Annotated in this window: 26 protein-coding genes and 1 rRNA gene; 10 read left to right on the top strand and 17 right to left on the bottom strand. The window is 42.8% G+C overall.

Annotation, left to right across the window (positions count from 1 at the left end):
* The 4 genes from NI465_RS04965 to NI465_RS04950 form a co-directional block, all read right to left on the bottom strand.
* Positions 1-181: ribosomal RNA gene (locus NI465_RS04965) — 16S ribosomal RNA — on the bottom strand; the annotation flags it as partial.
* Positions 182-622: 441 nt separating this feature from the next.
* On the bottom strand, positions 623-1,699 hold the full coding sequence (locus tag NI465_RS04960) for a DUF6670 family protein (protein ID WP_180086868.1): 1,077 nt from the start codon (positions 1,697-1,699) through the stop codon (positions 623-625).
* A gap of 18 nt (positions 1,700-1,717) precedes the next feature.
* Positions 1,718-2,539, bottom strand: coding sequence for a CDP-diacylglycerol--serine O-phosphatidyltransferase (pssA, locus tag NI465_RS04955; RefSeq protein ID WP_005108642.1), 822 nt, complete (start codon positions 2,537-2,539; stop codon positions 1,718-1,720).
* Positions 2,540-2,577: 38 nt separating this feature from the next.
* Complete coding sequence (locus tag NI465_RS04950) at positions 2,578-3,435, bottom strand: 23S rRNA (adenine(2030)-N(6))-methyltransferase RlmJ (RefSeq protein WP_004281423.1); 858 nt, start codon at positions 3,433-3,435, stop codon at positions 2,578-2,580.
* Positions 3,436-3,552: 117 nt separating this feature from the next.
* Between NI465_RS04950 and NI465_RS04945 the strand changes: the two genes are divergently transcribed.
* Positions 3,553-4,155: a 2OG-Fe(II) oxygenase gene (locus NI465_RS04945; protein WP_004281424.1), complete on the top strand. Its 603-nt coding sequence runs from the start codon at positions 3,553-3,555 to the stop codon at positions 4,153-4,155.
* Positions 4,156-4,225: 70 nt separating this feature from the next.
* Positions 4,226-4,753, top strand: coding sequence for a hypothetical protein (locus tag NI465_RS04940; RefSeq protein ID WP_005108638.1), 528 nt, complete (start codon positions 4,226-4,228; stop codon positions 4,751-4,753).
* An 89-nt stretch (positions 4,754-4,842) separates the two neighbouring features.
* Here NI465_RS04940 and NI465_RS04935 read toward each other — a convergent pair whose 3' ends face one another.
* From NI465_RS04935 to NI465_RS04910, 6 genes are all read right to left on the bottom strand, one after another.
* Positions 4,843-5,100 (bottom strand): DUF2789 family protein, encoded by a 258-nt coding sequence (locus NI465_RS04935; RefSeq protein WP_004645106.1) that lies wholly within the window; start codon positions 5,098-5,100, stop codon positions 4,843-4,845.
* A 115-nt stretch (positions 5,101-5,215) separates the two neighbouring features.
* Positions 5,216-5,470, bottom strand: coding sequence for a DUF2789 family protein (locus tag NI465_RS04930; protein WP_253144474.1), 255 nt, complete (start codon positions 5,468-5,470; stop codon positions 5,216-5,218).
* Between the two features lie 51 nt (positions 5,471-5,521).
* Positions 5,522-5,800 (bottom strand): DUF2789 family protein, encoded by a 279-nt coding sequence (locus tag NI465_RS04925; protein WP_253144473.1) that lies wholly within the window; start codon positions 5,798-5,800, stop codon positions 5,522-5,524.
* 174 nt (positions 5,801-5,974) lie between these two features.
* Positions 5,975-6,961 carry a malate dehydrogenase gene (locus NI465_RS04920; RefSeq protein WP_004645103.1) on the bottom strand — a complete coding sequence of 329 codons (987 nt, stop codon included), beginning with the start codon at positions 6,959-6,961 and terminating at the stop codon, positions 5,975-5,977.
* A 167-nt stretch (positions 6,962-7,128) separates the two neighbouring features.
* Entirely contained in the window at positions 7,129-7,767 is a 639-nt protein-coding gene (locus NI465_RS04915) for a ribonuclease T2 family protein (RefSeq protein WP_435575056.1), read from the bottom strand.
* Between the two features lie 32 nt (positions 7,768-7,799).
* Positions 7,800-9,734 (bottom strand): lytic transglycosylase domain-containing protein, encoded by a 1,935-nt coding sequence (locus tag NI465_RS04910; RefSeq protein ID WP_253144480.1) that lies wholly within the window; start codon positions 9,732-9,734, stop codon positions 7,800-7,802.
* 334 nt (positions 9,735-10,068) lie between these two features.
* Between NI465_RS04910 and miaB the strand changes: the two genes are divergently transcribed.
* The 3 genes from miaB to ybeY are packed head-to-tail and all read left to right on the top strand — an operon-like array spanning position 10,069 to position 13,145.
* The gene (gene miaB, locus NI465_RS04905; protein WP_005248171.1) at positions 10,069-11,526 is read left to right on the top strand and encodes a tRNA (N6-isopentenyl adenosine(37)-C2)-methylthiotransferase MiaB; all 1,458 of its coding nucleotides are present in this window, start codon (positions 10,069-10,071) and stop codon (positions 11,524-11,526) included.
* A gap of 37 nt (positions 11,527-11,563) precedes the next feature.
* Positions 11,564-12,640 (top strand): PhoH family protein, encoded by a 1,077-nt coding sequence (locus NI465_RS04900; protein ID WP_004281434.1) that lies wholly within the window; start codon positions 11,564-11,566, stop codon positions 12,638-12,640.
* Positions 12,641-12,662: 22 nt separating this feature from the next.
* Positions 12,663-13,145, top strand: a complete 483-nt coding sequence (ybeY, locus tag NI465_RS04895; protein WP_253144471.1) for an rRNA maturation RNase YbeY — start codon at positions 12,663-12,665, stop codon at positions 13,143-13,145.
* A gap of 183 nt (positions 13,146-13,328) precedes the next feature.
* Here the strand turns inward: ybeY and NI465_RS04890 are convergent, their stop codons facing one another.
* Entirely contained in the window at positions 13,329-14,186 is an 858-nt protein-coding gene (locus NI465_RS04890; RefSeq protein WP_171260775.1) for an energy transducer TonB, read from the bottom strand.
* A 263-nt stretch (positions 14,187-14,449) separates the two neighbouring features.
* Here NI465_RS04890 and NI465_RS04885 point away from each other — a divergent pair, with 263 nt between their 5' ends.
* From NI465_RS04885 to NI465_RS04875, 3 genes are all read left to right on the top strand, one after another.
* Positions 14,450-15,136, top strand: a complete 687-nt coding sequence (locus NI465_RS04885) for a hypothetical protein (protein ID WP_253144466.1) — start codon at positions 14,450-14,452, stop codon at positions 15,134-15,136.
* A 159-nt stretch (positions 15,137-15,295) separates the two neighbouring features.
* Entirely contained in the window at positions 15,296-16,009 is a 714-nt protein-coding gene (locus tag NI465_RS04880; RefSeq protein WP_253144463.1) for a DUF3108 domain-containing protein, read from the top strand.
* An 88-nt stretch (positions 16,010-16,097) separates the two neighbouring features.
* On the top strand, positions 16,098-16,673 hold the full coding sequence (locus NI465_RS04875) for a xanthine phosphoribosyltransferase (protein WP_005094083.1): 576 nt from the start codon (positions 16,098-16,100) through the stop codon (positions 16,671-16,673).
* A 313-nt stretch (positions 16,674-16,986) separates the two neighbouring features.
* Here NI465_RS04875 and NI465_RS04870 read toward each other — a convergent pair whose 3' ends face one another.
* From NI465_RS04870 to NI465_RS04860, 3 genes are all read right to left on the bottom strand, one after another.
* On the bottom strand, positions 16,987-17,661 hold the full coding sequence (locus NI465_RS04870) for a hypothetical protein (RefSeq protein WP_044113164.1): 675 nt from the start codon (positions 17,659-17,661) through the stop codon (positions 16,987-16,989).
* 84 nt (positions 17,662-17,745) lie between these two features.
* Positions 17,746-18,951 (bottom strand): CsgG/HfaB family protein, encoded by a 1,206-nt coding sequence (locus NI465_RS04865; protein WP_253144461.1) that lies wholly within the window; start codon positions 18,949-18,951, stop codon positions 17,746-17,748.
* A complete protein-coding gene (locus NI465_RS04860) occupies positions 18,945-19,322 on the bottom strand; it encodes a hypothetical protein (RefSeq protein WP_005108624.1) in 378 nt (125 codons plus the stop codon). The genes NI465_RS04865 and NI465_RS04860 overlap by 7 nt, the downstream gene beginning before the upstream one ends.
* An 847-nt stretch (positions 19,323-20,169) precedes the next feature.
* Between NI465_RS04860 and NI465_RS04855 the strand changes: the two genes are divergently transcribed.
* Positions 20,170-20,568, top strand: a complete 399-nt coding sequence (locus NI465_RS04855) for a hypothetical protein (RefSeq protein WP_171066349.1) — start codon at positions 20,170-20,172, stop codon at positions 20,566-20,568.
* A 47-nt stretch (positions 20,569-20,615) separates the two neighbouring features.
* On the opposite strand, the gene wrbA is transcribed toward NI465_RS04855, so the two are convergent.
* On the bottom strand, positions 20,616-21,212 hold the full coding sequence (gene wrbA / locus NI465_RS04850; RefSeq protein WP_044113191.1) for an NAD(P)H:quinone oxidoreductase: 597 nt from the start codon (positions 21,210-21,212) through the stop codon (positions 20,616-20,618).
* 113 nt (positions 21,213-21,325) lie between these two features.
* Here wrbA and NI465_RS04845 point away from each other — a divergent pair, with 113 nt between their 5' ends.
* Positions 21,326-22,573, top strand: coding sequence for a YihY family inner membrane protein (locus NI465_RS04845; protein WP_184412847.1), 1,248 nt, complete (start codon positions 21,326-21,328; stop codon positions 22,571-22,573).
* A 29-nt stretch (positions 22,574-22,602) separates the two neighbouring features.
* Here the strand turns inward: NI465_RS04845 and yddG are convergent, their stop codons facing one another.
* Positions 22,603-23,490 carry an aromatic amino acid DMT transporter YddG gene (gene yddG, locus NI465_RS04840; protein WP_180086864.1) on the bottom strand — a complete coding sequence of 296 codons (888 nt, stop codon included), beginning with the start codon at positions 23,488-23,490 and terminating at the stop codon, positions 22,603-22,605.
* On the bottom strand, positions 23,487-24,425 hold the full coding sequence (locus NI465_RS04835; protein WP_180086863.1) for a DMT family transporter: 939 nt from the start codon (positions 24,423-24,425) through the stop codon (positions 23,487-23,489). Before NI465_RS04835 ends, yddG begins: the two co-directional genes overlap by 4 nt.
* Positions 24,426-24,460 lie beyond the last annotated feature (35 nt).

Genomic DNA, 24,460 nt, shown 5'->3' with positions numbered 1-24,460 from the left:
AGGACGTATGCGGTATTAGCATCCCTTTCGAGATGTTGTCCCCCACTAATAGGCAGATTCCTAAGCATTACTCACCCGTCCGCCGCTAGGTTAGGTAGCAAGCTACCTTTCCCCGCTCGACTTGCATGTGTTAAGCCTGCCGCCAGCGTTCAATCTGAGCCATGATCAAACTCTTCAGTTTAATACTATGTAGTGCCTTAAAGGGCACCAATCTTGGCTCATCAATTTTCTGACAAATATTTCTCAAATAAACTTCGAGTAATTTCTACCATCAATCAATGAAAATAATTTCGATCAATCAACCAGTAAAAATCCACACAAGTTGTTCTTCATAATCTCTTAATGATCTTCTTGCTAATTCGTCACCAGCAAGCTAGGTCGGCTATATTACACTAGATATTCTTAGTGTCAACTAGCAATGAACACTATTTTTAAACTTTCTTTCTAAAACCCAACTCAATCAAACTTAACTAAGTCACTGTTTTATTAGAAGTTTTAATCTTCATCACCGCCGATGGATGTGCATTCTACAGTATTCCCGACCCAATACAACCCCTATTTTTAAATAATTCAGCAAAAACACCACGACTGTTTATTTATTCTACAAAAATCGCAATTTTCTTCATTTCTTGAGCATTAAAGGGACTGAATTGGATAAATGACTTAATCTTTTTTCAGTTTTATTCTGTTCCTGAAAGCGTAAAGGCCGGCAATCTATATATTCACAATAACCCCCTTCCCCATTTTCAGTTTCTTCATTTATTTTCACTTGATAACTAAAACTTCCTACATAGCCCGCTGCCAGGCCAAATTTAAAATCTCCACGACTTTGACCTTGTACCCAGATACAAGTACCGTCTGCATTTTCATAACACCATTCAAATTCACGCGGCAAATACATACTCTGCCCATTGGGTGTCGTGACACGCGGATAAACACGATGAACTTTAAAATAAACTTTGCGATCGAACATTTGGGTCCGCATGTTTTTTAAATCACGCAGATAGATCCGCGACTGAACAATACGATTAAAACCATCCCGAATTTGCGCCAACAGCAACTGGCGATTTTCACTGAGATTAATAATTTGATAAGTCAGGAAGGCCAAAGGCAGATAAGGAAAGTTAAAACTCCGCGCGTATTCAAAGCTTCCGAGACCATCGATCGTATATTGCTGCGCTTTATAGTTCACCCTTCCCTGACAATGACATAGCAAAGACCAGTGGTCTGCCAAGGAAAAACGCATTTGGGTAAAATGAGAAATCAGCTGAGTGGTCTGAATATTTAAATCAAAACTGAGTTCCGAGTCAGAACGTTGCAAACGAAAATTTGGGAAATTTCCGCTCAATTGCTCTCGATCCAAGAACTGAAATAGACTAGATTGAAAATGACAGTCCTGCTTGATCGAATAGTGATGCAATTGCCCCACCATATGCGGACTCGAACTGCAAATCACGGTGGCGGTATCTAAGGCTGTGGTTTCGATTGCACTCGGGTTTGCCAACATGGGTGCATTGGGTTGCCCGATAATACTCAGAAAGTTTAAATAATAGAGCGGTGCCGGAAGCCCGGGAATCATCAAACCTTGATGAATAATTTTATATTTTGAGGTGGGGCCATGATAGGCGGGATAGCGAGAAACAGTAGGAGTCTGATTCAGCTGTTTCGAACGATCTAAAAAATCTTGAAGAAACCGCATCTCAGACTCCTTATATTTTTATAATGTACTCGATCTTTTTGCCATAAAGGTGGTCACAAAACCAGACAAGGCATAGAGAATAGAAATGACCAGAATGCCGACAGGAATATTATAAGTCATCGCTGCAAAGACGAATACGGCAATTGGTAGGACAAAAAATGGAACCCGTTTACGTTCTACAGTTTTAAATGAATAGTATTTGATATTGGAAATCATCAACAAGCCCACCGCAATAATGACCACTGCATTAATGACCTGAAGAGAAGGTTCACGAATATCAAAGATTTCTGGAAAATCCAGACCGACCCAGACCAATGATACAATCATGATGGCAGCCAGAGGACTTGCGACACCGATAAAATAACGTTTATCGACCACACCAATCTGCACATTGAAACGTGCCAGACGGAACGCAGCACATGCGGTATAGACAAAACAGGCTGCCAGACCAATACGACCCAAATCGCTCAAGCCCCAGCTATACATCAAAATAGCGGGAGCCACACCAAAAGCCAGCATGTCAGAAAGGGAATCGAACTGTTCGCCGAACGGACTTTGTGCACCAATGGCACGTGCCACACGGCCATCTAGTCCATCCAGTAATGCCGCAATAAAGATCGCATAAATAGCTTGCTGAAAATCACCATTCATACTGGCAATAATCGAGTAGAAACCTGACAACAACGCTGCGGTTGTAATCAGGTTCGGCCATAGATAGATGCCTCGACGCTTAACTTTTTGCCCTTCCTGGGTATGCTCCTCTTCTTCCACCTCGAAGGTGATGCCATCAAAAGGCACTTCGGTTGAAGAGTCGCGTTCCGGTTTGCTTATATTTGTCATTCTTGTCGATCCTAGCTATGACCTGATCTTTAAAAAAATTACTCGCCCACTAACCAGCGAACTGCAGCGTGACCACCATTTTCACTCATGCGAAGATGCGGGAATAACCACTGTAGTGCTTCATCTGCATCTTCAGAGAATTTCCAAGGCGGGTTAATCACCAGCAAACCACAACCGTTCAAGCCCACTGGAGTATCATCCGGCCATACACAGACTTCACAAACCAGTTGACGGCGGATACCGGTCTTGAACATTTTCTTCTCAAAGCGTTCAATCATGGCACGGTCTTTAATTGGATACCAAACGGCGAATACACCTGTCGGCCATTTCTTATAAGCAGCAACTAGCAGTTCTACCAACTGCGGAAAATCTTTACGCTCCAGCTCATACGGTGGATCGATCATCACCAGACCACGTTTTTCTTTTGGTGGAATGACTGCTAAAAGACCTTCGTATGCATCACGCTCATGCAAACCTGCACGCTTGTCAAAAATATTATGACGAAGTTGCTGGAACACATCACGCTGCATTTCAAAAATGGTCGCTTTATCAATCTCACGCATGCCTTCTAGCGCAAACCACGGTGAACCCGGATAAGCACCCTTACCAAAGTTTTCACGCATATTTTCAACAATTTTCAAATATTGTTGTACGCCTTCAGGTGCATTACGCTTGATCGAATCATCCAGCTTAATAAGACGATGAATACCGTTTAAAAACTCACCTGATTTTTGCGCTTCAGCAGTCGACAAATCATATTTACCTGCACCACCATGTGTATCTACATAGCGATAAGGTTTGTCTTTTGCATTCAGTCGAGTCAACAACTGAAGCAATAAAACGTGCTTCATGACATCGGCAAAGTTGCCTGCGTGGTAAGAGTGACGGTAATTCATGTTTCAATTATTCCTAAGATCAATTGCTATTTTAACATGAAAAACTATTTCGTTCAGAAACGATTATTGAACTAAAATAGCGGACCTTTTTTTACCACACTATCGAGAATTGAAAAAATGGAAGCAGTTATCATCCCAGGGGATTGGAATGTTGATCAAATCTTAGATGATTTAGATCAACATGGCTTTAGTATTGTTGACGATGCTTACTCTAGCGAATATCAACATGCAGTGAGCCAAGAATGCTTAAGCCACTTAAACGAATTTCGTAATGCAGCCATTCAAAATGGTGTAGTTAACAACATCCGTAGTGATCATATTCTTTGGTTACAACCTGAATTTCAAATTTCCCACCTACACATCCAAACACTTCAACAATTTTCCCAAATTTTAAACCGCGCGTTTTATTTAGGCATCAAAGATGTCGAAGCACATTTCGCTTGCTATCACGCGGGTGAGTTCTATACCCTGCACCGCGACAATCCTCAAGATAAAAATGGCCGGATGATTTCCAGTGTGTATTATTTACATGGACAATGGCAGACGGACTGGGGCGGTGAACTACGCCTGCAGGACAAACATGGCCAGTGGCATATTATCCAGCCAAAACCGAACCGAATGGCGCTGTTCCAGAGCGATTTATTACATGAAGTTTTAATCTCTAAACAGCAACGCCTATCCATTACCGCCTGGCTAAGAAGTGATACCTCACTACTCTAAGACACGCTGCCGCTTTAAATTTTAATTTTTAACCTCATATAGCCATTATTGAGAAATGAGGATTGCGTTGATGCGATTAACAACCAAACAGATTATTCAACGTCTGGGTGAAACTGACCAATTGTACTTAAAAGGCAATACGCCAGAATTAACGCTTGAACGTGCTGATCTTCGTTTACAGCTGGTGACTTTAAGTGAACTGCGTCAGGAACAGCGACATTTCCTGCAAGAAGCCGTAGTGTTGCTGGAACAAGGCCGGGTAGAATTTGAAGAAATGCCGCTGCGCATGTATATCAACCTATCTTTGCATCTGGCCAAGGCCTATATGATGTTCTTTGAATTGACTAAAGAGCACCATTTTGCCCTGATTACCCAGCAAATTTTAAAGCCAATGGCCAGTTATGAACATGGTGATATTTATTTCTTCCTGGCCTATGCCAGTGCCAGTAAAAATGAGCCAGCCCTGACTCGCCACTGGTTAGGTAAGTACACCAACACTGCCGAATTTGAGCTGGAATTATTACAGCAGCATCATGCATTTAATGATTATCGTCAGCACGAATGGTTTAACAAAATATTAAAAAGCAAAATGCATTAAGCCAAAGAATAAAACGCCTCAGATGAGGCGTTTTTTAATGCAAGTTATATCGTCTTACTCTAAATACCAGAAGAACACAGGAAAAATGATCAAGCAGGTTGACGTCTATAAGCGTCCATGTGCAGTTGCTGATTCAGTTCATCGACCCAAATTGCCCAATCATCATCCTGTACCAGATGGCTGATTAATAAAGAACGTTGGGCTTTATTCCAGAACGGTGCATCGTGCAAGGACAGCCCTGCTGGCAGTTGATGGGTACGTACATACAATTCAATAGCCGCAGGACTATTGGCCAGACCGAGCTGAGAAAACAAGAGCTCTAAGGATGGTTGGTTCTTTGCGAGCATCGCGCCCTCCTTATATCAAATAAATTGTAATTATTTATAGATCTAACTTATAAGATAAGGCAACAAAAACCTAGTCATTTGACTAGGTTTGTTGTTTCTTTTTGTATGAATGCATTTAAACACTTTGTTTGTCGCTTTCCACATGTAAAAGCTGGTTTAATTTGTCAATAATGACAATCCATTCATCATCTTGTTGCCAATGTTCACGCAGGAAAGCACTTTGTCCCTCACTCCAGAATTCGGCATCTGGCAATGTGACTTCAGAGGGCAATTGATGGGTATGGGTAAATTGATTAATTGAGGCTTCATCAGAAGGCAAACCCAATTGTTCAAATAATAATTCTAAAGTTAATTGTTCTTGCATAAGCATAAGTAGACTCCATCATAGCGTTAAATTATGAGCGTGTTGAGATACGAATTCTTAGGTTGATTTATGGCTCGGTATGTCACAGGAACCTGAACCCTCTGCCTCAATATGTAATTGTTCATTCAATATATCGACAAAAATGGCCCAGTCATCATCTTTCTTCCAGTGACTGATCAGAAAGTCATGCTGTGATTTACTCCAGAAAGGAGCTTTATGCAGTGGCACATCCATACCAATTTGATGCGTGCTAATAAACTCGTCAATCGCTTCCGGACTCGAATCCAGACCCAATTGTTCAAAGAAAAGTTCGAAGGTGGCGCGTTGCTCTAACATCTGAACCTCCATCTTTTTTTTATCTATAATCTTGTTTCTACCTTAGAGGGCTCATAGCGAAAACTCAGTTGTCTCTCCTTCACAGCTTGTTATTTTTTGTTGATTAAAGTGAGTGATATAAAAAAAAGCACCCCAAATGGAGTGCTTTTTTCAACTTAATCTAAGAAGATTAAATTATTTAAGCATATCAGCAATTGCTGCGCGCTCTTCTTCAAGTTCGTTCAACGTGAAGTTGATACGCTCTTGACTGAATTCGTCGATTTCTAAACCTTGAACGATTTTGTATTCACCGTTTTCAGTTGTTACAGGGAAACCGAACATTACGCCTTCAGGGATACCGTAAGAACCATCAGAAGGAATACCCATTGTTACCCATTCGCCGTTTGTGCCAAGAGCCCAATCGCGCATATGGTCGATCGCAGCGTTAGCAGCAGAAGCAGCAGAAGACAAACCACGTGCTTCGATGATCGCAGCACCACGTTTACCAACAGTCGGAAGGAATGTATTTGCATTCCATTCTTGGTCGTTGATCATGTCTTTAACGCTTTCGCCGTTAATTGTTGCAAAACGGTAGTCAGCATACATGGTTGGAGAGTGATTACCCCAAACTGTAAGATTTTTGATGTCTTTAACCGCTTTACCAGTTTTAGCAGCAATTTGAGATGCAGCACGGTTGTGGTCAAGACGTAACATTGCAGTGAAGTTTTTCGCTGGAAGATCTGGAGCAGATTTCATTGCGATGTAAGCATTCGTGTTTGCAGGGTTACCAACAACTAGAACTTTAACGTCACGGCTCGCAACTTCGTTCAATGCTTGACCTTGACCGATGAAGATTTCACCGTTCACTTTAAGCAGGTCAGCACGTTCCATACCTGGACCACGTGGACGTGAACCAACTAGAAGCGCGTAGTCAGCATCTTTGAATGCAACTTTAGGATCATCAGTACCGATCATGTCTTCTAGTAATGGGAATGCACAATCTTGAAGCTCCATCATTACGCCTTTAAGCGCTTGTTGAGCTTTCTCAAAAGGAACTTCGAGCAATTGCAAAATCACTGGTTGATCTTTACCTAGCATTTCGCCGCTTGCGATACGGAATAATAGGCTGTAACCAATTTGACCTGCAGCGCCAGTAACGGCAACACGAACTGCTTGCTTCATCTAATTATCTCCAATTGAGGATATTCAATGCGATTAAATAGTTAGTATTTAATCTAATAATCGTAAACGCGAAAGATTGTACTCCAATCCTTTGCCAGATGCATATAAAAGAGGACGGATTTCACCTAAAGTCTGATAGGAAATATAAATTAAATCGGCAAAAAAGCTCAGTATGTTCCTTTTATTGTGATAGTTTTTGGGCATGTATTAATAATGTTGGCAGGACAGGATTTGTAATTGCCATTGGGGCGATAACAGACCTTGATCGAGGTAAGTACGCTGGCTGACTGGGTTTGCTGGCAGTTAAATCTCAAGGCATTACCCGGTAATTGCGGATTAATTTTCAGAAATTTGGCCCGCAGCGTATCGACAGAAATCGTAATATTTTCCTGTTCCGTCAGTTCCGCAGGCACTTTAAGACGATCTGCATAATTGATAATCGTCCGGAAATACTGACTGGCATTCATCGGCACGCAGCCACCGATATTACGCCATAAGATTGTCCGGGTATTGTCATCGGGCATGATCCTGGCCACTACCTTGGACTGAAGTGGTGACAGTTTCGCAGAGCTATTGGTCGTGCAATTTTGTGATGTGGTCTGAGGATATAAGCCGGAGATATTCAGCGAATAACCTTCCAGGCATTTTCGTTTCTTGGCATATTCCGGGTACAAGCTACATAAGGCCGGGACCATTTGTACATCCATGACATAGTCTGTCGGCGCAGCAAACGCTGCCGGACTGCTGGCCAAAACCATAAGCGCAACCGATCCAGTCCAGACCCGACGATCCTTCATTATTTTCATGAATAAATTACCATCCCCCAATAATTTTAATTTTATTGTGTATTACGTAATGGTATCAGTTGCATGCGTTTACCTACTGACTGTGCCCCCTGTCCTAACAAGATACCGTAATGCGTGGCATTGGTCATGACATGTTTCACATAATCTCGGGTTTCGAGTAAAGGAATACTTTCAGTATATTGATCTGCAGCAATCCCCTGAAATTCTGGCTGCCAGCGACGGGCACGGTTTGGACCGGCATTATAGCCTGCCGTTGCCAGCACCGGACTATCGCTAAGCTGACGCTGAATCGTAGATAAATAGAATGTTCCGTAGCGAATATTGGTATTCATATCGGTGAGTGCCGCCGGGTTATAAGCCTCACCCATTTGACGCGCCACCAACTTGGCCGTATCCGGCATAATCTGCATTAGACCACCCGCCCCGACATGTGAACGTGCGACGGTATTGAAACGACTTTCTTGACGCATCAAACCATAGGCCCAGGCCGGATCAATCCCCGCATTGCGACTATGGCTGACCACGTAATTCTGATGTGGCATTGGATAACGATAGTTATAATTATGTTTGTTCGCGGTACGGTCAGCGGCATAAATGGCCCGATCATGCCAACCCATGTCCATGGCACGCTTTGCCGCAGCCAGCAACAGGTCATCATCTTTCTTTAGATAAGCCTGACGTACTGCCCAGTTCCATTCACGGTTAATGTAGTTCTCTGGGGCGCTGATATTACGTAAAGTGAAAGCACGGCGGAAATGAATATCCTGATTCAAGCGCTGCATAGCCTGATTGGATGGCTGTGCCGGGGTTGGTGTACTCGCGGTCACCTGCCCCAGCTTGTCGCGTGCCAAAAGATTGTGATAGTCATCTCCGGTCGCCAGCTTACGATAAATACTTTCTGCTGCCTGCTTGGAAGCACGGTCAGCACGTTGTTCACTAGCACGCGCCAGCCAATATTGCCAGCGATCTTCCTGCTTCTGGTTGACGCTCATGCTGTCAATCGCACGAATCAGGCTTTCCCAGGCACTAAAACGAATCGCCTGACGCGCATAAATCTCGGCTTCTTCCGGGCTAAATGGCAGACCATAGCTGGCATCTAGCACATTTAACACTTCCCGGTTGAAGTTGTTTTTCATGACTGTGGTACCACCGATATAACCGACAGCACGATATAAGGCGCGTTGTACCTGTACTGGTGTACCTTCCGCGGTCCGCTTGACGATAGACAAAGCTGAGTCCAAATCGCTATCGGCCAGACGTCCCAGCGCATAAATCAGATAGGCATGCTCTGCCGCAGTACTTTTAGGCGCAGACCACAAATAATTAGTGGGATTGGCCTGAATCGAATTCAGTTGTGCCAGAGACAGATTTAGACCAATGCCTTGCGCTGTCGCAATGGCCTGACCTGACTGTCCGGCACGAAGTTGTCCCCAGAGTCGCTGCTGACGGTCTTCTGCCGTCATGAGTGGACTGGATAGCATCATCCGGCCTAAACCAGTACAAGAATCAGGCTGGCTGTTGGTAGTTAACCAGACTTCTTTAAACTCGGCATAGACCAGTTCATCGCCAGCTTTGGCGCGCACTTGTGCCACTGCACAGGCTTCGGCAGGATCAGCATTGGTTACATAAGGCAATACCGGTTGGGCATTGCTAAAATCTGCCATTTTTACTTTTTCTTCGACATAGTCCGCTGCCAGCTTTTCAGCCATCGCAGATTGAGGGTAACGCTGGGCAAAGCTGATAATCTGGCTGACAGGCTGCATGGCAAGATTCTGGTTTAAAATCCAGTATTCCGGATAATAGCCCAAGGCATCATTCTGCATAGACAGACGATATTGCTGTAACAGTTCAGTATTACTTGCATTGGCTGCACGCAAGGCATCATTAAATTGTTCTTCTGCTGCCTGTGTACTCGCTGAACAGATACATGCCACACTTAAAGTAATTAATTTATAGTATTTATACATAGTTTTAGTGTGTTTCAACATCCCTTTGCCTTCTATCATCGATTTTGTGCTTAGCCCATGTTGCATATCATAAGAGCTAGTTTGAAGATTATAACCAACTCTATTGTTCAGTTATGTAACCTTATGATTAAGCAATATTAATCTACAGACAATTTTTGCCCATAAATCAATATTTTTCCACAGTTAATTTGAGCTATAAGTTTAAGCGACTTTCCTGCTAAAATATGCGCCTTTCCAAGATTTCAGTCCGTGAATTGAATTTTTATTCACCTGTTTGATGTATCAATCAGGCTGTTCGTTCACTCTTTCAACGTATTACCTTGTAGGAGCCTACATGACGGTTCAAACCTTCATTCCGAATGGTGCCTCAGCTGCCTCAGAAAACACTGTTACCCAGCCAGCGCACACCCCAGTTAGCGATGCCTCAGTCAAAAAACTGTACATCGAAACACAAGGGTGTCAGATGAATGAGTACGACAGTCACCGTATGGCAGACCTGTTAGGCGATTCTCATGGCTATGTGCTGACCACCGATCCTAAAGATGCCGATATTCTGCTGATGAATACCTGCTCGATCCGTGAAAAAGCCCAAGAGAAAGTATTCTCCGAGCTAGGCCGCTGGCGCAAACTTAAAGATAAAAATCCTGACCTGATTATTGGTGTTGGTGGCTGTGTAGCGTCTCAGGAAGGCGATAACATCCAGAAACGTGCCAATTATGTTGATATGATTTTTGGCCCACAAACCCTGCACCGTTTGCCGCAAATGCTGGATCAGCATTTTGAACAGATTGAAAAGCCGAAAAAAGAAAAAATCAAACTGGTGGATATTTCCTTCCCGGACATCGAGAAATTCGACTTCCTGCCTGAACCGCGTGTTGAAGGCTATAAAGCCTTTGTTTCGATTATGGAAGGCTGTTCTAAATACTGTTCTTTCTGTGTGGTGCCTTATACGCGTGGTGAAGAAGTGTCCCGTCCACTGGATGATGTCCTCGCAGAAATTGCGGGTTTGGCAGAAAAAGGCGTGCGTGAAATTTCACTTTTGGGTCAGAACGTAAATGGCTACCGTGGTGAAACTTTTGAAGGCAATATCTGTACTTTTGCCGATTTGCTGCGTTTGGTTGCAGACATTCCGGGTATTGGCCGTATTCGCTATACCACCTCGCATCCCCTGGAATTTAATGATGACCTGATCCAGTGCTATCGTGACCTGCCACAAATGGTTTCACATCTGCATCTGCCGGTACAAAGCGGTTCCAATGATGTGTTACAAGCGATGAAGCGTAACCACACCATTGATGTCTATATCGAAAAGATTAAAAAATTACGTGCAGTTCGCCCTGACATGCACCTATCTTCAGACTTTATCATTGGCTTCCCGGGTGAAACTGATGAGAATTTCGAAGAAACTTATCAATTTATCCAAGATCTGGATTTTGACCATTCTTATAGTTTTATCTATTCAAAACGCCCGGGTACGCCTGCGGCAGAACTGGAAGATACGATTTCTGAAGATGTCAAAAAAGAACGTCTGGCCAAAGTTCAGCAATGGATTAAGCGTTCAAGCATTGACAAGACGGATGCCATGCTCGGGACCATCCAGCGTGTACTGATCGAAAAAGTTTCTGATAAAGATCCGAATATTCTGGTCGGTACGGCGGACAATACCCGTTATGTCAACTTTATTGGTGACCCTGCCTGGGTAGGCCGCTTTGCCGAGATTGAAATTACCGAAATTAAAACTTTGAATTTAGTTTACGGTGAGCTCTTGAATCTTGAGCCTGACGTGGCGTAATGTAGAGCATATAACGCACACTTCATAAGGAACACTCTTGACTGCAGCGATTCGACGTACAGTAGCTTTTCCTGGAATTTCGATGGACCGTATACAAGCCATGTTAGGTGCCTATAACGGCCATTTGAAGCAAATTGAACAACGTTTAGACGTCAAAATCTCCCATCGTGGAGAAAGTTTTATTATTGATGGTGGAATCGATGCCGTTGAGAGAGCCGAAATGCTCTTGCAACGTCTTCATGAAGAATCTGAACATAGTCAGCAGATTAGTGCAGATACTTTACATCTGATGATTCAGGGCAGCCAGACTGACCGCGAGCTTCAGCAAGATCTGGATGATCAGGAACATACGGGGCTGGACAATGTTTGGCTGCAAACCCGTAAGGGCCGGATCAATCCGCGTGGTGCCAACCAGAAACGTTATGTACAGCGCATTCTGCAAAGTGATATTTCTTTTGGTATTGGCCCTGCCGGAACAGGTAAAACCTATCTCGCCGTTGCGGCTGCCGTGGACATGCTGGAGCGCAATGAAATCCAGCGTATTTTACTAGTTCGTCCTGCAGTTGAAGCCGGTGAAAAACTTGGTTTCTTACCGGGGGACTTAACCCAGAAAATCGATCCTTATTTACGTCCCTTGTATGACGCGCTGTATGAAATGCTTGGCTTTGAAAAAGTGGCCAAGCTGATCGAACGTCAGGTGATTGAAGTGGCTCCGCTTGCTTATATGCGTGGCCGTACCTTGAATCATTCTTTCGTGATTCTAGATGAAGCGCAGAACACCACCCCAGAACAGATGAAGATGTTCCTGACCCGTTTAGGTTTTGGCTCACGAGCGGTGATTACCGGTGACGTGACTCAGGTAGATTTACCACGTGGTCAGCAATCCGGTCTGTCACATGCCTTACGTGTGATTGACAAAATTCCTGAAATTCATATCACCCGTTTCCATTCGCGTGATGTGGTACGTCATCAGCTGGTACAGAAAATTGTTGAAGCCTACGAAGGCTGGGACAGTGAACAGCAGCGTTTAAGTGCTGAAGCACGTGCCGAACGAAAAGCACGTCAGGAAGCCTTGATCGCTGAAAATGATGCTGCGGCAGACGCACAGCATTAAGCTTTAAAATTAAGGATTTGTGTTGAAACTTAGTCTTTCCTTACAACAGGACTTTCAGTCGCCTGAACTGGTACTGAAGCGGGCCTATATTAAAAAAGTTGTAGAAACCACTTTACGTCATATCGGCACTCAGAGTAATTGCGAAATCGGAATTGCCTGTGTCGACAATGACGAAAGTCATAAACTGAATCTGGAATATCGAGGCAAGGACAAACCGACCAATGTCCTGTCTTTTCCGAGTGAACTTCCAGATGAAATGGCGCAGTTTCTGGATGCATTTCCCATTGGTGATCTGGTGATCTGTATTCCTGTAGTGCTGGCCGAAGCGCTGGAACAGCAAAAAGCGCCTTTGACTCACTTTACCCATATGCTGGTACATGGCACCTTGCACTTAATGGGCTATGATCATGAAAATTCAGATGAAGATGCAGAAGAAATGGAAGGCATTGAGATCGAGATTCTGGCCAAGCTGGGTTTTGAAAATCCTTATCTGGAACAGAACTAAAATTTGAATATTAAAAAAAGCGGGCCAAGGCTCGCTTTTTTTAATGAAAGTTGCCCTCCCTCTAACTCCCTCCCAGAGGGAGGGAGAACATTCATTAGAATCCTATGATTGTTAAACATTATAGATATAGTTCCCTCTCCTTATTAGGAGTGGGTTAGGGAGAGGTCTTGGTAAATATCAACTTTAACGCACTTCAAACTCCGCTTCTGCCGGGTCAAAACGCCAGGTACGAATCACTCGCAGTTCGGAAATTTCTTTCATTTTACTGTCGAAAGCACCAAATGGCGCTGCCTTACGCACGGAAGCTTTGGCTGCTTCATCCAGCATGGCATGTCCCGAACTGTCAATCAGTCGAATGGCACGAATCCCGCCATTCTGGTTCAGGATCACCATCAGCCGCACTTCCCCTGCCAGATTCTGTTGTTTGGCTGCTTCCGGATAATAACGGTTCCCATAGAACTCCACTTTCTCGCGAAACTTTTCCAGATAGGCGGCAGAAACATCCTGCTTGGACTGAATACCATCTACAGTCTTAATTTTTTGCTGACGACTGAAATTTTGCTGACGCTGTAAATATTGCGCTTCCAGACTGGCGACCATGGCCGCTTTGGCCTGAAACTGGCTCTGTAATTGCTCCTGCATTTTTTTTCGCTGATTTTCTTCCGCCTGCTTTTGCCAGCTCAAGGTGGTCATCAGGACTTTTTCTTCAAAACTGAGTTCCTGTTGCTGTTGCAGCATATCCAGACTTTCTTGCAGCTCTTCGCCTGCATGTTGTTCCATTAACGGCGATGGCATATCACTCGACATGCGATGAGCTTCTCTAAACTGGCCGGAACCCTGCTGGTCCGTTTGGGCGAGAAAATCAGCATGCTCAATTTTTTCATCAGTCTGGCGCAAGCTGACCGCGATTTCTTTGGTACTGGTATCCCGATCTTGCGGCATACCAAATTCCAGTGTCAGCACGATCAAATGCAGAATGCCTGCGGCAAGCAACGCACTGCTAAACACTGGATCTTTCCACCAAGTTCTGACCAGAGGCATGAGTATCATCGTTTTTTCACATTCGCCTAAACTCAATAATGAGTTCAGCTCCCCAAAAAAGTATTTGAAAGATTAAAAATAAACGGATTCGTCATTTATCTTTTTAAAATGCCAAATCCATCAAATCTTCAACGTTACATAACTAAAACTATAAAAATGGTGCTATTTATTTTGCTAAACTTCAAGCATGAACGCTTGTATTTTTCATACAATTCGACAAGATACATCCCGAGTCAAAAATAAAGTTGCCAGGACGCTTCAGTATGCAAACGCTAATTTCCAATATTTCCAACCGAATCCGCCAAGTGTATCAGAGGGCGGAAGGATTTATTGAAGATGAGCGTGAATTTCCCCTATCGCAAGTCTTCCTAAATGCAACCTTTCAGCGCTTTGTCACAGACAATGTCGATGCATTGAAAGACTTACACGCAGATTTACATGAAGACTGGCTGCGTCTCTACGCAACACTGGATTATAAAGGCCTGATTCTCACTTTATCGGTTGATTTGAAACTGGTACAGATGGAACTGAATAAAACCACCCAGTTGATCGTGTTCGAGCAAATTAGTGATACCCAGCTGATTGAAGCCAAATATCCGAATATGCTTTATAAACTTGGCGTGCGTTTTGGCCTGTTCTTCTATCAACGTGTCTTGAATAAAGATCCTTTGGGAATGATTTTGGAAAAACTGGGCGTGATTAAAGTCATCGATGACTTGCTCTATCTGGATTTAAATCGCTGGTTAGGTAAAAGCCGATCGGTCATTGATACCTTGGGCAAAGTTCATGTGAATCACGCAGTACTTCGTGAAGCCGAACTGGTGGTGATTGGTAATGTCAATCTGGCCGCCCTGTTTAGAAAACTTTCCCAAGATCAGGAAGAGAACTGGGATGAAGACAAGATGGATGACAACCGGGTCACCCCTATCAAACAGAAAGATCCTTCTTAAATCATGTCAAACGTAGTTTTTGAAAAAAAGTTCCATAAAACTACATGAAATATACATTTTTGGCAGAAATATCCCTTCAACTTCCATATTTTGCCCAAATAATAAAGGGTGCAATAAATGATATTTTTTGCCCGTTTAACCAATATAGGAAAATAACTGATGGCGAAGACTGTATTCAAAACTTTAGTGATGACCACGGGTCTGAGCAGCGCGATACTGTTCACTGGTATTTCTAGCCAGGCTTTTGCCATGACTCCTTTTCAGGCCAGTTATCAATTTAGCTATAATGGCAAGAATATGGGTTCTGCAACGCGGACTTTAAGCAAATCAGGCAATAACTGGACTTATGTCTTTGCTGCAAAAGCCGGAGGTATTGCCTCTGCAACCGAAACCAGCCGCTTTACTTTTAATAATGGCAAGATCGGCTCAAGCAGTTTCAGTCGCAGTAGTAAAGTATTGGTGCATAACAACACTATGAGTATTAATTTCAATCCTTCCAGCAAAACTATCAGTACCAAGAAAGATGATGAAAAACGTTCTTTTGCCTGGAGAGCAGATGTTCTGGATGAGTTGAATGCGGAATTGCAGATCCGTGAAGATTTAAAAAATTCAGGCCTGAAAGCAAATTATTACATCGCTGATGCTAAAGAAGTTGAAGGCCGTAAGTTTATCAAACAGGGTTCAGAGACTATAAGTACCAAATACGGATCCTTTAATACCATTAAAGTGGTGATGAAGCATAGCAAGCCAGGCCGTGAGACCATCTTCTGGTTGGCGCCAAAACTTGACTATCTTCCGGTCAAAGTTTCGCATGTCGACAAGAAAACCTCCTATGGTTTGCTGTTAACTGATTATAAAGGTGCAAGCAACTAAGTTTTTGGCGAATTTCACTTGATTTTTTCCGGGTGCTTTTTACAATACGCTTTTGCTTGAAAAAGCACCTGCTCTTGAGGATTCTCCCGTGCATGCACTAGAACAGAAAATCTTGGCTGAAGGCATCGTTCTCTCTGAAGAAGTTTTGAAAGTAGATTCTTTCTTAAACCATCAGATTGATCCAGTCATGATGCAACTGATTGGTCAAGAATTTGCGCGTCTGTTTAAAGATGCTGGTATTACCAAAATTATTACGATTGAAGCATCAGGTATCGCACCTGCAGTAATGGCCGGCCTAGAGCTTGGCGTACCGGTGATCTTTGCACGTAAATACCAGTCTTTGACCCTGAAAGATGATTTATATCGTTCTAAAGTCTTTTCATTTACCAAACAGACTGAAAGCACAATCGCGATTTCAAATAAACACATCAGCTCAACCGATAAAGTTTTAGTGATCGATGATTTCCTGGCTAATGGTCAAGCGGCTTTAGGTCTTGCAGACCTGATCCACCAGGCAAATGCCGAAGTAGTCGGTATTGGCATTGTGATTGAAAAATCATTCCAGCCAGGTCGTGACCTGCTACTTGAAAAAGGCTACCGTGTGGAATCACTGGCACGCGTGAAATCTTTGGCAAATGGTACAGTTGAATTTGTTCGTGACTAAGCTCGCCAATGAATTTTAAAAGAGCGCTGATGCGCTCTTTTTTATTGCGTTTTTTCTGATGATATAAATTTAAAGTATCCAAAACTCGGCTATAGCTCAGCCTAAATTCTTATTTATTCTTCCAGATTTGATCCTAGATAAATGACTTACTTTTAAGCGCCAAGCTATTCAATTTCTGAAATAGAGAGTATTAAACAATAAGTACTTTTTTTATCCGATGAATAAACAACAATTTATGTGGATGTTATTATAAAATAAAGAGGCCTAACTATCTGCCAATAGTTAGGCCTGTGTTTACCTCGAAAAAAAGAGTTTATTTAACAGTCACAGTGATACTACCGCTATTCACAGCACCGATAGCGGTAGTTGTGATGCTGTTGTTAATAGCAGTTTGAGTTCCTTCTGAAATAGCACTGACAGATGCATCAATAGCACCCGCATTATAGGCAATATTCGCTACACTATAATTGCTTAAAGTTTCATTGATTTCCTCACTATAGTCAGTGCTCAGTGTCGAACTCACAACTTCCGAGATATCTGAACTATCCGCAACCTCTGATAGCTCCTCTAGAGTTTCAGAATTATTAGTTGCACTGGTTACTGCACTGTAGTCGTAGTTATCCGTGGCATCTGATATGTCTGATACCACCTTATTGTAGCTACCCTGCTCAATACTGATACTACCTGTATTCGCGGCACCAATCGCAGTAGTTTCAATTGTACCTTCAATTGAACTAATGGCCTCTGGTGCTTCTCTTGTAGCTTCTGCAATTGCTTCTAAATCAACGCTTGCATCAACATCACCTGTATTCACTGCAAGATTCAAAGCAGAACCATTTTCAACCTGCTGAGAAATAGAATCCAAGGTAGCTTGCAAGCCTGTATCTACGGTGACGTCAGTAGGTGTTTCATCTCCTTGGGCATATGCCATACCTGCGCTAGACAGAAAGGCGACGGATAAAGCGATTGTTTTGATCGTGTTTTTCATCGTTGTTCTTCCTACTTTTGTTTTGAAGTACCTCTCGCTAAGTACTCCTTCTTATAATGGGAGCGAGCCCATTTTTAAATATTTTTAATCACGTTGGGTGCTAGACCAGTAATTTTCGACCACATCAGGATTAACCTCCCATAGCGTTGTGGTTTTTTCATCTTCTTGTTCTTTAGCAGCTTCTTCTTGATTATCTTTTTCTTCATTCTTTTCATTTGAAGAAGGTGGATGCTGCTTCTTGCTAATATATTTAATCAAGTCCTGTTTGCTCATTTCAGGCTCTGCTTCAGGGTTTTGAATCACCTCGGACTCTTTCTGTTTTGGCGGTTTCGTATCTTTGCTCGGTGAGTTGGTTGACTTATTTTTTTCATTAGATGAGTCTGCCTGGCTTGAGACTGACTCCTGAACAGCACTGCTTGAAGCTGTATTATTTTGTTGCTGGTTTTTCTTGTATTTATGCAGTGCAACAGAACTTCGGGTTAAGTTCAATTGACCGAACTCTGGCGGTATCTGCGCACGACAGCTTTCAAATACGGCGGGGGGGACGACCTGACTGAGTAATTCAAAAGTGGCCAGATTCAACATTTGGCGCAAGGCAAAGTTAGTTGCCTCGCGTTCTCCTTTTCCAATCTGAATGTTTAAGAGTGTACGACCAGCGAATCTGCCTGCACTTAAGCCATAATCCTGTGCAGCAATTTGCTTCTGCAATGAAACATTGCCCACGACTTTACTGCTACGGGTATCGGTCAAAGATAAATCCAGACCGACCATAATCCGGGTTTGACTATAATTCGGACCGACACCAGCGATCTGCATATCAAAACCACCACCCGGAATAAAATCCAGACTGTTAATACTGCCTGTCACATAATAATCAGAAGCCTGGATTTGTCTTGGATCACGAATGCCCCACTTGGCTTCGCTTTCGATAATCCGGGGATCACGCCGGTTCATTAAGCTTACCCCCGCCTGAAACAAGGCAGATTGCACCATATCTCCCGCACCTTGGGTCACCATTTTTCCGCTACCACCATTGGTAACTACATCCTTACCGGTTTGATCCAGAATTGCCCCCACGGAGAAACTCACATCACTACGTAATTGTCCTTTTAGGCAGGATAAAGCCATATCAAAAGGGGTAAAAATATCAGTAATTGGGGGGCCTTGTACCAAGCTAACTGGCTTCTTGTTTGAAGGTGCCAAGCCTGTGCAGCCTGTTAAAAAAGAGCTGAAAAGGACAGTGGCACTCACGAAAGATATATGTCTTCTGGTCGAGGAGAAATTCAACATTGTGATTCTCCTGGTCTGTTACTTAAATTAAGACAGCGCTGAGGATTTTGGTTGGTATTTGAATTGACTGGTGCTTCATTCAACAATTCACTCGTAATATCGATACTGTTGTCTGTACCCTCTACATTGATATTGTTGGTCGGGGTATTTACCGTCCCGATGGAGGTGGTCGAAGTGCTATGAACGGTGGTTTTACCTAATCCGGAATAATAGTCTGACTCCTTAAGTTCGATCAGATTGGCTTGAACTAGATTCTCATTGGAACGGGCACTGGATGATTTCCAACGCTGAGTCCACTCATCAGAGGTGGCATAAGCGTTACTCAGAAAACATAAACCTAATAAACCCAGATTGATAACTAATATTCTCATAATCTTAATATCCTCTGATTTAAGATATTTATTTAATTTTTCGTTTAAGTAAGATTAAATTTATCTGAAAAATATTAAATCACATAAAATTATAAAATGTAGAAAATATCCCTATTCATATATTTTTTTGTTTTATTTAAAAATATAAATTATTGTTTTTATTAAATTAATATATATTTCTTTATTATTTTTGATTTGTAAGAAATCATTATATAAATTTTTTTTGAATATAAAATTCATCCAAAAAAACTTGATTAAGATAATATATTTTTTATATTATCAATAATCAAAAATTTATCTAATAAAGATTAGAATTATTATAATTTTTATATTTTAAAAGTCGTAAATTTTTATTTTATTAGAACTTCTATTTAATAAGGATAAATGTCACGATTTATTTAAAATATAATTAATCAATTACAATGAAGGTGACTTATAAAGAAACGCCAATATTCAGATGTATTTTGGCTGAAAACTTGAATAGACCTGATAAGAACTCGTTTACATATTTTTCGACTTCCCTTCCTTTTTCATTTCGAATCCAGAAATGGCCTACCTAAGATCGCAATATTTAGACTGATGAGAGAAGAACATTTCTGATGATCTTGAGATTTGCCATTTCCTCAATGACAGGTTAAGAATTGCGTTAATCAACCAAGAAGGCATATATTTACAGCTGAAATACAATGTTTTAACGTGAACTCAACTAGAATCAAGTGAGTATGCAATGTTTCTGATTTGCGAGTTCAAAACTTATCTAGTGTGTTGTTGTATGTTATGAATAAGTGCTGATCAGGGCACACATCCTATTCCCGACAAACCTAAAACAAGCACATCTCAATCCTTGATGGAACAATCTATGCAATGTCCTAAATGTGGCTCAGCTGATATCGAACAGCGCGATCATGAACAGAATTTAAAGAAAATTGGCGGCATTCTCATGAGTTCAGCGGGTGCAACTGCAGGGACTGTGGGTGGCGCTGCTTCAGGTGCATCGATTGGCGCTGCAATTGGTACAGTAGCCGGACCTTTAGGTGTGATTGTCGGCGGAACCGTAGGCACTTTTGTCGGTGCAATCAGTGTCGGAATTACCGGCGGTGTGGTCGGTAATTTTCTGGGGAAAAAAGCCGGGGTTTCTGTCGACCGTAATCTGTTTCAGGATTATCAATGTCTGAAATGCAAATACAGATTTAGTCAAAAAGATCAAAAAGATCAAAAAGATCAAAAAGATCAAAAAGAAGCCTAATAAAATTCAGGAAATGAAGTTCATCCTTCATTTCCTGTGAGTGTTTTTCAGACTCGATTGAGTTTCAGTACCACTTCACCTAAACGCTTGCCTTGTACTTCACACAGAATTTTTTCATCCTGACTCAAGCCCTGATCATGCCGCGGGCCGCTAACATGACTAGCACCATAAGGTGTACCACCAGTTTTGGTATTCGAGAGTGCCGGTGTTGCATTGCTGAGCCCCATAATCATCATGCCATGATGGAACAACGGCGGCAGCATGGTCAGCAAAGTACTTTCCTGTCCACCATGCATGGAACCTGATGCCGTAAACACGCAAGCCGGTTTACCGTGTAGCGCTCCATTCAGCCATAGACTCGTGGTCTGATCCCAAAAAAATTTCATTTCAGAGGCCATATTGCCAAAACGGGTCGGTGAACCAAGCGCCAAACCGGCACACTGCGCCAGATCGTCCAGAGTACAGTAAATATCCCCTTCTGTCGGAATACTGGGTTCAGCGACTTTTACCACGCTGGATATATTTGGAACTGTCCTGATTTTTACTGCCACGCCTGCCGCTTCAATTCCATTGGCAATCAAATGCGCCATTTCTTTGGTTGAGCCATATTTGCTGTAATATAAAACAAGGACATAAGGTTGCATCATGGTTCTTATTCATTACTTAAAAAAATAAAACTATACGATACTTTGCAAGTTTTTTGGTTAAGCTGATGATGAAAATTCATGATGATTAAAAAAATTGAGATTGGATGCAGATGATTGTTAAGTATTTAAAGAAATTACCTTTCTATGAAAAACACTGGTTTCAATTTGTTTTATTTGTACTTCGACGCTTTGAAGCAGACCGCTGTCGCGAACAGGCAGGTTCCCTGACCTACACGACCCTGTTTGCCGTAGTGCCGATGCTGACGGTTTTTCTGGTAATTATATCTTCCATTAAAGCCCTAGAACCTGCACGGCAGCAACTGCAGCAGCTGATCTATAGTAATTTTTTACCTAAAACCACCATTGCCTTTGATAAGGCTCTGAATGCCTTTACTGATAAATCCAGCAATTTAACCATCATTGGTATTCTGTTTTTATTTGTTACTACGGTATTAATGCTCAGCAGTATCGAAACGGTGTTTAACCGCATTTGGCGCGTGACTGAAACGCGGGGCGGGATTATGGGCTTTATGCGTTACTGGACCATCATTTCGCTAGGGCCGATTTTATTGGGCAGTGCGTTTGTGATTTCTTCGACCGTGGCATCTATGAGCATTCTCAGCAATAACTTTGCTGGTTATGAGCTGGATGGTGCCTTTGTCCTCTGGGCGATTTCATTTTCTTTGACTGTACTCGGATTTTTCATTTTGAACTGGACCATCCCGAATCGCAGTGTACCGCTTAAATCTGCCTTTATTGCCGGTCTGTTTAGTGCCGTGGTGTTTGAGCTGCTGAAAAACCTGTTTGGCTATATCATGTCAAATTTCACCAGTTACGAAATCGTCTATGGCGCTTTCGCCGCCGTACCGATTTTCCTACTCTGGATTTATCTGTCGTGGATTATTGTGTTATTGGGCGTTGAAATCAGTTATGCCCTGACGGCGTTTGAATCTGGTCAGGACAATAAACGCCATCCCATCGTCATGCTGCTGGATCTGTTAGAACTCTTTTATAAAAAGCAAAAAACTGGTGAAAGCATCAGTGAAGCACAAGCGCTTGAAGTGCTGGGTCGGGATGAAATTGGCCGCTGGCCGAGCTATGTCGCCATGTTTGAAAAGCAGAATCTGATCAAACGCACCGATGAGAATGAATATGTGCTGGTTCGTGATCTGGATCAGGTCAGCTTCTGGAATTTTTATCTGCAATTACCCTATCCACTGCCACGCAAAAATCATCTTACCAATGCCCAGACTGATGATATCTGGATGCAAAATTTCTCACCTAGATTACAGGAAACCGATCAATATCTGGAAGAAAAGCTCAGTTTTCCATTGTCCGAACTGTTCCGACATAAATAAAAAAAAATCCTCTCGCTTGAGAGGATTTTTTAAATATTATAGGTGGATTTCCAACAAACAATCGCACCCACGCTTACCAAGGCAGTCCCGATCCAGAAACTGAGTTCGGGCCTGACATCCAGAATCAGCATTGACATGACCGAAGAAAGAATTGGCATAAAATAGGTGGCTAAAATCAGCACCTTGATATTGCCAAACTGCATGCTCTGATTCCAGTTACTATAGGCGATGCCAATCAGACTGCCTACCACCGCAATTCCCAGCCATAGCTTGAATGTGGGCATGATAAAAGGTTCGTTTAATCCTAAATGTAAGAACCATAAGCTAATTACAGCGACCAAAAAGAAAATCGGTACACCATTTTGTCCGCGGCCATAGGTCCTAGTTAGAACGCAGTAGCAAGGCCATAACAAAGCGCCGAGAAAGGCAAAGCCGTAGGCCCAAGGATTTTCAGCTAAAGCCTGCATAAACTTCGGCAGATTAGTGATTTCTGGATTGACCACCAGCATCAGTCCCATCACAGCGAGCAGAAAGCCTGGAATCACCCAGAGGCGAGCCTGCAACTGTCGGGCAAAAATCGAAAAAACAATCATCAAGGGTGGCCACAGATAATTGATCATGGCAATCAGCATCACCTGTTCACGATTATCCGACCATGCCACAGCAACCAGAAATAGAATCTCATAAGCCACAAATAAAGCGCCACAACCGAGCAGATAACGCTTGGACATTTGCGTGATTTTTGGAAAGCCGGTGAACGCAAAAATCGCCAGACTGCTAAAACTATAAATTAAAGCAATCCCCTGCACTGCACTGGTGGATTCAGTAATCAGTTTCACTACAGCGACTAGACTGGCCCAGATCAGAATGGAAGACAGGCCAATCCAGGTCGCTAAATTTACAGACCAGTTTTTCATACTTGCTCTTGAATAGTTTTATTGATATTCGGTTTTTTCAGCCATCCCTGCAAACTCACCAGAATCACGCCCAACATCACCATACAGGTACCGATAATAAAATTGATTTCGATATGTTCATCCAGAATCAGCACCCCGAACAGCATGCCGAATACAGGGGTCAAAAAGGAAAATACCCCCAACCGTGATGCCAGATAATGTTTCAGCATCCAGAACCAGATCAGATAACTGGCAAAGGAAATCAGTACGGTATGAAAAATCAGACTGGAAATAGACAACACCGTCCATTGAATAGCTGCTTGCCCAGTCAGAACAGCCAGAGGCAATAACAGGATTCCACCCATCAATAATTGATAGAACAAAGTCTGGGTTGCAGGTGCTTCAGCCAGCCGGCTCAGACGTACACTGACTGTGGTGGCTGCCCAGAATACGCCGCCAAGCAAGGCCAGAAAATCTCCCCACAAGGCATCAGTCTGTAGACCTGACCCCGTTTGTGGACGTAACAGAAAACTGACTACAATTCCGCTAAAGGCGAGAAATATTCCGCCCCATTGCACAGCAGACAAACGCTCTGCCGGCAATTTCCAGTGCAAACCCAAAGCCACAAAAATCGGTGCGGTATAGAGTAAAACAATCGTATGCGAGGCTGAGGTATAACGCAGTGCCTCACCAATCAGATAGAATTCGGTTGCAAACAACACACCGACCAGCAATCCTGCAGGTAAATAGCGTGCATTCCACAGTTGACGGCGTACGCTTTGCTGAATCAAGGGATAAACCATCAGCGCAGACAAGGCTGAACGCAAGGCAATTTGCATCAGGGCTGAAATATCATTCGCGGCCCACTTCAGTACCACCTGTTGTAAACCCCACAACATACACAATACAAACATGATGGCAGATGCTTTGGCATCTAATGCCTGACGCTGGCTCACATACGGTCCTGTTGCTCATTTGGAAGGTACACTAT

Source organism: Acinetobacter lwoffii (assembly GCF_024129855.1).
GTDB lineage: Bacteria > Pseudomonadota > Gammaproteobacteria > Pseudomonadales > Moraxellaceae > Acinetobacter > Acinetobacter lwoffii_L.
The sequence above is the reverse complement of the archived record's forward strand: the minus strand, read 5'-3'. Positions and strand labels throughout refer to the sequence as shown.

Bases quoted from the DNA above. Each gene is read 5' to 3' on its own strand.
- NI465_RS04890 (WP_171260775.1), bottom strand. From the start codon at position 14,186: ATGCCTCTGGTCAGAACTTGGTGGAAAGATCCAGTGTTTAGCAGTGCG.
- NI465_RS04855 (WP_171066349.1), top strand. From the start codon at position 20,170: ATGGAACAATCTATGCAATGTCCTAAATGTGGCTCAGCTGATATCGAA.
- pssA (WP_005108642.1), bottom strand. From the start codon at position 2,539: ATGACAAATATAAGCAAACCGGAACGCGACTCTTCAACCGAAGTGCCT.
- NI465_RS04925 (WP_253144473.1), bottom strand. From the start codon at position 5,800: ATGTTAGAGCAACGCGCCACCTTCGAACTTTTCTTTGAACAATTGGGT.
- NI465_RS04945 (WP_004281424.1), top strand. From the start codon at position 3,553: ATGGAAGCAGTTATCATCCCAGGGGATTGGAATGTTGATCAAATCTTA.
- NI465_RS04845 (WP_184412847.1), top strand. From the start codon at position 21,326: ATGATTGTTAAGTATTTAAAGAAATTACCTTTCTATGAAAAACACTGG.
- miaB (WP_005248171.1), top strand. From the start codon at position 10,069: ATGACGGTTCAAACCTTCATTCCGAATGGTGCCTCAGCTGCCTCAGAA.
- NI465_RS04870 (WP_044113164.1), bottom strand. From the start codon at position 17,661: ATGAAAAACACGATCAAAACAATCGCTTTATCCGTCGCCTTTCTGTCT.
- NI465_RS04915 (WP_435575056.1), bottom strand. From the start codon at position 7,767: ATGAAAATAATGAAGGATCGTCGGGTCTGGACTGGATCGGTTGCGCTT.
- NI465_RS04920 (WP_004645103.1), bottom strand. From the start codon at position 6,961: ATGAAGCAAGCAGTTCGTGTTGCCGTTACTGGCGCTGCAGGTCAAATT.
- NI465_RS04950 (WP_004281423.1), bottom strand. From the start codon at position 3,435: ATGAATTACCGTCACTCTTACCACGCAGGCAACTTTGCCGATGTCATG.
- NI465_RS04940 (WP_005108638.1), top strand. From the start codon at position 4,226: ATGCGATTAACAACCAAACAGATTATTCAACGTCTGGGTGAAACTGAC.
- NI465_RS04885 (WP_253144466.1), top strand. From the start codon at position 14,450: ATGCAAACGCTAATTTCCAATATTTCCAACCGAATCCGCCAAGTGTAT.
- NI465_RS04865 (WP_253144461.1), bottom strand. From the start codon at position 18,951: ATGTTGAATTTCTCCTCGACCAGAAGACATATATCTTTCGTGAGTGCC.
- yddG (WP_180086864.1), bottom strand. From the start codon at position 23,490: ATGAAAAACTGGTCTGTAAATTTAGCGACCTGGATTGGCCTGTCTTCC.
- NI465_RS04880 (WP_253144463.1), top strand. From the start codon at position 15,296: ATGGCGAAGACTGTATTCAAAACTTTAGTGATGACCACGGGTCTGAGC.
- NI465_RS04935 (WP_004645106.1), bottom strand. From the start codon at position 5,100: ATGCTCGCAAAGAACCAACCATCCTTAGAGCTCTTGTTTTCTCAGCTC.
- NI465_RS04910 (WP_253144480.1), bottom strand. From the start codon at position 9,734: ATGTATAAATACTATAAATTAATTACTTTAAGTGTGGCATGTATCTGT.
- NI465_RS04930 (WP_253144474.1), bottom strand. From the start codon at position 5,470: ATGCTTATGCAAGAACAATTAACTTTAGAATTATTATTTGAACAATTG.
- wrbA (WP_044113191.1), bottom strand. From the start codon at position 21,212: ATGCAACCTTATGTCCTTGTTTTATATTACAGCAAATATGGCTCAACC.
- NI465_RS04960 (WP_180086868.1), bottom strand. From the start codon at position 1,699: ATGCGGTTTCTTCAAGATTTTTTAGATCGTTCGAAACAGCTGAATCAG.
- NI465_RS04860 (WP_005108624.1), bottom strand. From the start codon at position 19,322: ATGAGAATATTAGTTATCAATCTGGGTTTATTAGGTTTATGTTTTCTG.